At 69.5% G+C, this 6,298-nt stretch carries 7 protein-coding genes; 1 reads left to right on the forward strand and 6 read right to left on the reverse strand.

From position 1 onward, the window contains the following. Positions 1–175: 175 nt before the first annotated feature. The 6 genes from BZY54_RS37510 to BZY54_RS37535 all read right to left on the reverse strand — a co-directional run bounded on the left by BZY54_RS37510 (position 176) and on the right by BZY54_RS37535 (position 5,379). Positions 176–1,270: a peptidoglycan recognition protein family protein gene (locus BZY54_RS37510; protein ID WP_244217524.1), complete on the reverse strand. Its 1,095-nt coding sequence runs from the start codon at positions 1,268–1,270 to the stop codon at positions 176–178. Between the two features lie 11 nt (positions 1,271–1,281). Beyond that, positions 1,282–1,575: a hypothetical protein gene (locus tag BZY54_RS37515; protein ID WP_086729799.1), complete on the reverse strand. Its 294-nt coding sequence runs from the start codon at positions 1,573–1,575 to the stop codon at positions 1,282–1,284. A gap of 9 nt (positions 1,576–1,584) precedes the next feature. Then, on the reverse strand, positions 1,585–3,162 hold the full coding sequence (locus BZY54_RS37520; RefSeq protein WP_143668212.1) for a hypothetical protein: 1,578 nt from the start codon (positions 3,160–3,162) through the stop codon (positions 1,585–1,587). A 101-nt stretch (positions 3,163–3,263) separates the two neighbouring features. Continuing rightward, positions 3,264–3,605 (reverse strand): hypothetical protein, encoded by a 342-nt coding sequence (locus tag BZY54_RS37525; RefSeq protein ID WP_086729802.1) that lies wholly within the window; start codon positions 3,603–3,605, stop codon positions 3,264–3,266. Positions 3,606–3,613: 8 nt separating this feature from the next. After that, a complete protein-coding gene (locus tag BZY54_RS37530) occupies positions 3,614–4,408 on the reverse strand; it encodes a hypothetical protein (RefSeq protein WP_086729803.1) in 795 nt (264 codons plus the stop codon). Positions 4,409–4,656: 248 nt separating this feature from the next. Next, positions 4,657–5,379, reverse strand: coding sequence for a glycine-rich domain-containing protein (locus BZY54_RS37535; RefSeq protein WP_086729804.1), 723 nt, complete (start codon positions 5,377–5,379; stop codon positions 4,657–4,659). A 206-nt stretch (positions 5,380–5,585) separates the two neighbouring features. On the opposite strand from BZY54_RS37535, the gene BZY54_RS50530 reads away from it, so the two are divergent. After that, positions 5,586–6,298, forward strand: a 713-nt coding sequence (locus tag BZY54_RS50530) for a G1 family glutamic endopeptidase (protein WP_143668213.1), incomplete at its 3' end; no start/stop codon positions are given.

Consider the following 6,298-nt stretch of genomic DNA (forward strand, 5'->3'; position numbering starts at 1 on the left):
CGCCGCCGGCGGCGTACCACATGCTGGCGTCGGTGGCCTCGGCCGGGACGAACGCGGCCACGAACCCGAACGCCGCGGTCGTGACGACCCGCTCGAACAGGTCACGGGCGTACGTCTCGGCGGTCCGCAGGATCGTGCGGCCGTCGGGGAGCTGGATGCCGTTGAGCGTCATAGGTCAGGACTCCTTCCAGACCAGGGCGGTGAGGACCGCGCTGGCTACTTCGATCCCGGCCGCGCTCTGGTTGAGCAGCCGGACGCGCATGCTGCGGCCCGCCCCGAGCCGCTTCACCAGGGGCACCACGGCGTAGCTGCCGCCGGGGGTGCCGATCACCTCGTGCGGCGGGTGGTCCTGCACGACCTTGTCGCCGTCGTACTCCGTCATCCGGACCTGGACGACGTCACCGACCGGCAGCTTCTCGAAGCGCAGCGACAGGGAGCCGGTGAAGCGGGCCGGGCCCTTGACCCACACCGCGGAGCGGTCCGCGTGGTCGCCGGTCTCGTCGGTCCACTCCGTGGTGAACTCCACCTCGCCCAGGGAGTTGGAGGCGAGGTCGAACCCGGCGATGCCCAGGTTGACGTAGTGCGGCCCGGTCACCGTGACCTCCTTGGGCGGGGTGCTGGCCTGGTCGGGGCTCCAGCTCGCCGGGTGCGCCAGGCGCTCGGCAACGTCGGCCCGGAGCTGGGCCATCGAGAACTGGAAGGGGCCGCGCTTGCCGTAGCCCTCGACGGGGCCGCGCGGGTCGATCTTGCCCTCCACGCTGGTCTCCAGGTGGCCGGCGCAGCTCCCCGCGCCCCACCCGTGGTGGCGGCAGATCGCCGCGTTCCAGCGGACCCAGGTGTCGTACTGGGCGCGCGTGTACGTGTCCTTGCCGTCGCCCAGGTTCTCCGTCTCGATGCCGTACAGGCAGTCGTTGCCGTCAACCGTCCCTGAAGCCTTGCTCGGCTTCGGGATCGGCTTCTCCGCCACGATCGCGTCGTAGCTGTTCTGCGCCGCCAGCCCGGCGTGGTTGGCGCGGTGGCAGGACACCAGCACGGCCACGCCCGACTTGGGCAGGTAGGTGTGGGCGAGGGGCGCGGGCAGGGCCGGGGCCCCGTCGACGGCGACCGCGCGCAGGGAGTCCGTGCCCGCGGTGTGGTGGTTCAGCACCCCGTGGACGGGCCCGTACGCCTTGCCGGTGGCGGCGTCACGGCCGCGGGTGGTCCAGCCGCTGTACTCCGTGAACTTGACGCCCTCCGCCTTGAGAGCGGTCCGCCACTGATCTGGCGTCATCGGCGTTGCCATCACTCACCGTCCTCGGGCGGGGCGTAGCGCGCGATCCGCCGCGCGGACGCACCGGGGATGCCCACCGTGACCAGCGCGTCGTAGGCGGCCTGCCGCTCGGCGAGGTCGGCCGCCTGGCGCTCGGCGTACTTCTGCGCCTTCGCGTCCTGGTGCGCGGTCAGCAGCTCGGTGTACTGCTCCTCAGTGATCAGCTCCGCGCCCTCGGGCAGGTCTGCCGCCGGCGCGTCGTCCGCGTCGACGGTGCGCGTGCCGAACGCGCCCCCGGGCAGCGTGTAGTGGAACGTGGTTGCCACGGTCGGCTCCTAGATGTTGATGAGGAAAGCACGCATGGTGACCTGGATGCGGTCATACGTCGCCCCGCCCGCGCCGCGGCCCATGGTCACGGCGACCGTCTGCGTGGCCGTCCCGCCCGGCGGCAGCACACCGCCCCAATACGTGCGCGACAGCTGGAAGTGGGTGTCGTTGACCAACTGCGTGCCAGAGTTCTCGACGTACTCGATCTCATCCGTCGAAAACCCGATCGCGGCAGCCCCGCCGTTGGCGCCGCTGGTCGGCGCAGGCAAGTCCACGTCCGCATCGATCTCCGCCTCGTAGATCACGTAGGCGGGCAGACACGCGGACGGGTTGGTGACCGTCTGGTTCTCGGTGTGGACCACGGCCAGCGTGGTGCCGGTCGGCACCCGGACGTCAGGGAAAGCCGTGGTCGGGTTGGTGCCGACGGTGGTCACCTGCCCGCGCGGCAGCGTGCGCAGGCGGCCAGTGCTGTCGCAGTAGACCGACCCGCCGTTGGCGTCGATGTCACACGGGAAGTCCCAGGCGGCCACCGAGGCGGCCAGCGGCGCCCCAGCGGAGCCGTCGCCGGTCAGGCCGCACGCCGTGACGACGGTGGCCGGGCCGCCTCCGCCACCAGCCGGCGCATACAGGCCGCCGTCCGCTCCGAACGTGACCGCGTTCCCCGCGTCCGTCGACGGCCGGGCGGAGATCTCACCGGTCGCCTCGTCGTAGGCGATGCCGTCCCCCGCCGACAGGCAGCCACGGACGTCGGCGCACTCGAGGAACAGGCCCTCAGGCCCAGCCAGAACCAGGTTGCTACCGCCCTGCGGCGGCGTCGGGTCCAGGACCACCGCCGCGCTCACCACGTACGGGTCCCCGGCGCTCCCGCTGCCCGAGACGGTCGTGTCGACGGTCGGCGTGTCCCCGGCCTGGACGACCGTCGGCGCGCTGCCCCCGCCGCCGGCCGAGTACAGGCCGCCGTCGCTGCCGAACGTGACAGTGTTCCCGTCGTCCGTTGAGGGACGCGCTTCGATCTCGCCGGTGACGGGGTCGTAGGCGATGCCGTCACCAGCGGTCAGACAGGTGCGGACGTCCGCGCACTCCACGAACAGGCCGTCGGCGCCCGCATGGACGAGGTTGGAGCCGCCACCCGGCGGGGTGGGGTCGAGGATGACGGTGGCGCTCACCTCGTACGGGTCCGCCGCCGTCCCACTGCCGCTGACGGTGGTGTCCACGGTCGGCGTGTCCTGCGCCTCCACCGCGGTGAGAGCCGCCGGGGCGGCAGAGATCTCGCCGGTGGTCTGGTCGTAGGCGATGCCGTCCCCAGCCGTCAGGCAGGTGCGGACGTCCGCGCACTCCACGAACAGGCCGTCGGCGCCCGCATGGACGAGGTTGGACCCACCGCCAGGCGGCGCCGGGTCCAGGATGACGTCGGCGCTCACCACGTACGGATCCGCCGCCGTCCCACTGCCGCTGACCGTGGTGTCCACGGTCGCCGTGTCCCCGGACGTAACCGGCGTCGGCGTGGCCGCCGCGCCGCTGCTGACGATGTAAGGGCTGCTGGCGGAGCCGTTGCCTTCGACGGTGACGCCGGGTCCGGCCGTCACGGTGCACGTGCACCGGCGGCTACATCCGCACTTGGACAAGGAGACCACTCCCGAGTGGAAGTTCCCTTGCCCGGCCCAGAACCAGCGGCGTTGCTTGGAGTCTAGACGTCGCCGCCCGAGTCCGGCAGCGGCCAGGCCCCGTCGTAGCCGGTCAGCCTGCGCGCTGACTCGACAGGGATGCCGAGGTCGAGGAGCGCACGGAAGTCCTTCAGGAGCCGGTCCAGGTCGGCCGCTTGAAGCGCGTCGACGAGCTCGGCCGTGGCCACCTCCCACACCCTCCGCAGCTCCATGTAGGCGTCTTCGTTGATGAACGCACCCGGCTTGGACAGCAGCGGCGGCTCCTCGCTCGTCGTCTCGATCAGCCCGGCGCTGCCGTCCTCGTACTGGACGTAGAACGTGCGGCGCTCGGCGTGCTGCAGCTCCTCGAACGGAATACGGTCCACGGCGCTCCTCACAGGGCGATGATGATGGCTCGGATCACGCTCTGGATCCGGTTGTAGGTGGCGCCACCCTGTCCACGACCGATCTCTACCGCAATGCTGATCGTCGTCGTGGCGCCCGGGGCGAGACTCGCGGACTGCCGGTAGACCTTCGTCGTCTGCGTATGGATGTTCGTGATGGTCGTTGTGCCCGTGTTCCGCACGTAATACATCTCGTCGCCGTCGGCGCCGTAGGCCGCGCCCGCGCCGGCAGGCAACGTGAAGTTCACGTCGAACTCGCGCTCCACGAAGACCTGCGCCGGGCGGCACGTGTCGGTGTTCGTGACGTCCATCGAGAACGTGTCGACCGGAGTCGTGCTGGTCCCGGTCGGCACGATCACGTCGTTGTAGATCCGCGACTCGGCTGTGTCCTTGTAGTCGACCTTGCCGCGCGGCTCACCCCGCAGGACACCGTTCGCATCGCAGACGATGACGCCGCCTGCCGTCGCCGGCGAGCACGGGTAGGGCCAGGAGCCCGTCTTGATCTGCAGCGGCGTGCTCGCCGACCCGTTCCCCGACAGTCCGCACCCGACGTTGACGGTCGCCGCCCCCGTCGGCACGAACAAGCCGTCGGGCCGGATGGCGAGGTTGTTCCCGGTCTGGCTGGAGATGTCGGCCTGGATGACGCCGGTTGCCGCGTTGTACTCCACACCCGGTCCGGCCGACAGGCAGGACCGGACCGTCTGGCAGGGCACGTCGGCAGAGATGACGTACGGGTTGGCCGCCGAGCCGGACCCGCTGACCGAGGTGTTCGTACCGGCCTTCACCGTGCAACTGCACTGGCCTCCGCCACAGCCGCATCGCGCCACTGCTCCCACCGTCCTCGGGGGTTGTGCTCGGGCCCGGCCCAGAACCAGCGGCGCACGTCGAGTCTATCGACGGGCTGTCCGGACAGTCCCGGACAGCTGTCCTGATCTTGTCCGGACACCGACGGCAGCAGACCAGGACGCTGCCACCGCATCGGACTTGAGCTGCACGGACACTGTCCGGACAGCCCGACCGGACAAGATCCGCACTACGCAAACAGCCAGGCGATCACTACGCCATCGCCGCCCGGGGTGCCGTTCGTGCTGTCCCCATCTCGGGCCAGAGAACCACCGCCCCCAGCCCCGTTGCCACGCGGGTTGCCGCCACCGCCAGTTGAGGCACGCTGGTAGCCGCCGTGCCCGAGCCGGGACTCGCCGCCCTGCCCGGACTGCCCCTCGTTCCCCGACAGTCGGAGGCAGCCGCCGCCCGCGCCGCCGCCCTGGACGTAATCCCCGGTGCCGGCGAGCGGGCCCGCGACGCCGGAGAACGACGCCACGGTGGTGCCGCTCGTCATGGAGATCGGGCTGCCCGCGCCGCCGTTGGCCGTGGCGAACCCACCGAAGGACGAGTTGCCGCCGTTACCGCCGTCCGTGGTAGGGCCGCCGGGCACCCCGCCCGCGCCGACGACGACGGACTCTGTGGCGCCGAGCGCGGAGGCTTCGACCAGCGACTCCGAGTAGCCACCGCCCGCGCCGCCCGCCGACGCCGCCAGCTGCCCCGTCAGGGACCGTGCGCCAGCCGAGCCGCCACCGGCCGCCTGCACCTGCACGAACACCCGTGACAACCACGGGTAGTCGGCCTTCCTGAAGCTGTACGTGCCCGCAGGCCGGAAATAGACGATCTTCCGCAGGCCCATGCTGCCGGGGACGAGGGTCAGCCGCCCGTCGCCGCCCACCTGGAAGTAGTCCGAGTCCACACAAACTGAGGCCATGGCTCACCCCTCGGGTGTGACATCTGCCCGGCCCACAACCAGCGGCTGACCAGAGGGTACCTACGACCCCGCTACGCACCTCGCCAGAGTTGCAGAGCAAGCCCACGGGACTAGGCTATTCAGCGGGGGTGAACTGGTTGCCGCGAGTTGCACCGTTGTGGCCGTGCGGCAACGAAAGGAAACATGTGCGATAGAGAGTGACAGTCATGTCCAAGCGCACACAGGTAAAAAATCGGCAAGAAGAAGTAGACGTTCAGCAGCCCCGAATCGAAACGATTCGATCGAAGCCAGACCTCCACAAAGCAGTAACGCCTGCACTCAACACCTTGATTGAGCCCGAATTCGTAGAACTACAGGCTCCACTTATTCCTCCACGCACGGCCGCAAATGCCAACAATTGGAGCGGTTCCTACGCGACGCATCCGCCTGACGGCTTCACCATGATTGTGAACGCCAGTTGGGTCGTACCTAACGTAGTGGAGACAGCGGGCGGGCTGATTGGGCAACCCCTCGCCACGTGGATCGGCTTGGACAATACGGAAGTCCCGCAGGTCGCCTTCAGCGCTGGCGTGAGCATCACCTCCATGGGATACGGAGGGACTTACTACCCATTCTACCAATGGGGCAGCTACCGGCAGGTCCTGTCGAACCTCGGCGTAGGGGCGGGAGACACTGTCCACGTGTGGGCCATGAACAAGCTCAACGGCGGCAACACAGTCAGACTCCTGTTCGCCAACGTCACCACCGGAGCCTACTGGTTCGGCGACATCACGACGCCACTGGTCTTGATTGGCGCAACCGCGGAATGGGTTGTGAGTAGCACCTCGGCCAGCATCTACGGAATCCCACGGTACGGCCAAGTCCTATTCGGTGGGGCTTGGTGCACCGACCTGCCTCCCGACCCTCCCGACCCCAACAA

The sequence above is a fragment of the Streptomyces carpinensis genome (assembly GCF_002154505.1).
Lineage (GTDB): Bacteria > Actinomycetota > Actinomycetes > Streptomycetales > Streptomycetaceae > Streptomyces > Streptomyces carpinensis.